Source organism: Oerskovia sp. NPDC060287 (assembly GCF_042726775.1).
GTDB lineage: Bacteria > Actinomycetota > Actinomycetes > Actinomycetales > Cellulomonadaceae > Oerskovia > Oerskovia merdavium.
The window spans coordinates 1-2,038 of record NZ_JBHXBO010000390.1; the positions used below are offsets into that span (position 1 = coordinate 1).

The 2,038-nt window shown below is 76.0% G+C and carries 2 protein-coding genes; one reads left to right on the top strand and one right to left on the bottom strand.

Annotation, left to right across the window (positions count from 1 at the left end):
• Positions 1-90: 90 nt before the first annotated feature.
• The gene (locus tag ACFWFR_RS19210) at positions 91-1,500 is read right to left on the bottom strand and encodes an NAD(P)/FAD-dependent oxidoreductase (protein WP_377624181.1); all 1,410 of its coding nucleotides are present in this window, start codon (positions 1,498-1,500) and stop codon (positions 91-93) included.
• A 51-nt stretch (positions 1,501-1,551) separates the two neighbouring features.
• On the opposite strand from ACFWFR_RS19210, the gene ACFWFR_RS19215 reads away from it, so the two are divergent.
• The gene (locus ACFWFR_RS19215) at positions 1,552-2,034 is read left to right on the top strand and encodes a DUF3017 domain-containing protein (protein WP_377624182.1); all 483 of its coding nucleotides are present in this window, start codon (positions 1,552-1,554) and stop codon (positions 2,032-2,034) included.
• Positions 2,035-2,038: the final 4 nt, after the last annotated feature.

A 2,038-nucleotide genomic window follows, 5' to 3' on the forward strand; every position in this document is an offset into this window, starting at 1 on the left:
GGTCGACCCGGACCCGGACGACAACCGCATGCTCGGCGCCGAGCGGTCAAGCAGCCGAGCGGCCGAGGCCGGGGCGAGCCCCCGCCTCCTTCAGACGACCGCGTCGCGCAGCCTGCGCGACGGGTCCGTCGCCACCTCGACGTCGACGTGCAGCGCCACGTCGCGGTTCATGAGCTTGCGCACCTGGCCCACCTCGCGCGGGGCGTCGACCACGAGGACCGCACGCACGGTCGCGAGCCGGTGCCCCTCGGCGTTGGTGCGGTGCGCACCTGCCACGGTCTCGAGGTACAGCGCGATCCAGCCCTCGTGGCCCGACTCCCCACCGCTCGGGTCGCCGCGGTAGACGACCTCGTGGAACGGCGAGGGCGTGCCGAACAGCGCGATGTCGTGCCCGAGCTGCTGCGAGAAGACGTACGGGGCGTGCTGGGGGACGGGCGCGAGCCCGAGCAGCTCGCGGACGGGCTGCGGCTCGGCGGGCATCTCGTCGATACCCAGGAGGGCCCGCACGGTCGGCTCGGGGTCGTGCAGCGCGGCGGACCAGTGCCCGCCGGGCACGGGGCCGAACACCGCGTTGTCGCGCGTCGCGCAGTCGCCCACGGCATACAGGCGCCGCAGCGACTTGAGGGGCAGGTGCCCCGAGGTGCCCGACGGCGCCGCGACGGTCGGGGGAGCCACGCGCCCCGCGCTGTTGACCCGGATCGAGCCGCGCGGGTCGAGCGGGAGCGTGCCCTTGAGCCACGCGGTCGCGGGGCGTGCGCCGACGGCCGCGAGCACGACGTCGCCCTCGACCCGCGTCCCGTCGGCGAGGACCACGGCCTGGGCGCCGACCTCGGTGACCTGGGCTCCGGTGAGCAGCCGTGCGCCGGCGTCGGCGTACCAGCGGACGAGGTGGGCGCCGACCTCTGCGCCGAGCTGTCGCTCGAGCGGGGTCTGCGCGGCCTCGAGCACGGTGACGTCGCACCCGGCCTTCGCGGCGACGCCGGCGACCTCCGCGCCGATCCAGCCCGCGCCGATCGAGACCAGGCGCGTGCCGGGCGTGAGCCGTTCGCGCAGGCGCGCGGCGTCGTCGGCCGTGTGCAGGGTGAGCGCAGGCTCCCAGCCGGGCGGGCGCACCGGCTCGGACCCCAGGGCGAGGACCGCGACGTCGGCCGTGACGCGCCGCCCCGAGCGGGTCGTGATCGTGACCTCCTCGGTCCCGGGCTCGAGGTCGACCGCCGGGTCGTCGAGCAGCAGCTCGTCGGCGAGCGTGCTGACGTCGACGCCGATCTCCCCGGTCAGCCAGGCGGGCTCGGGGCGGGACAGCAGCTCCTTGGACAGGGGCGGGCGGTCGTACGGAGGCACTCCCTCGGCACCGAGCAGCGTCACGCGCCCCGTGAAGCCGTGGGTCCGCAGCGCGGCGACGGTCTGGGCGCCGGCGAGGCCCGCGCCCACGACGACGACGGACCCGACCGCGGGACGCCGCGAGTGCGGCAGGACATCGGAGGTGACTGGTGAGGGCACGTTCACCACCGTAGTCGGCGGTAGGCTCAGAACCGTGAACTGGTGGGCAGCGTGAGCGACGTCACCGCGCGTGGGCGCGGACCGCACAACGACCCCTCGGCGCAGCATCGACCGGCCGCCGCCCCCGCGTGGCACCGTCTCGACGGTGCACCCGAGGCGTCGGACGAGGCACGGCCGCTCCCCGTCGGGCCGCTCGCGGGGATCCCCCGGGTGAGCGCCGGGAACGGTGCGGGGGGAGTCCAGCCCGTCGAGCAGACGACCGTGGTCGTCACGCCGGCGCCGCAGAGCAACCTCGCGATGTGGCTCGTCTTCGCGGGCGTCCTGCTCGCGGTCGCGGTGACGCTCCTGGCCGGGGCCCGGGCGGGGGTCCTCGTCATCGTGGGGATCCTGGTCGTCGGGGCGGGGGTCCGCGCGTTCCTGCCCGGACCCGGGCCCGTGGGGCTCACGGTCCGGACCCGGTGGACCGACGTGATCATGTACCTCGCGGCGGCCACCGTGATGGGGGCCCTCGCGGTCACCGTCCCCAACATCTGAGCAC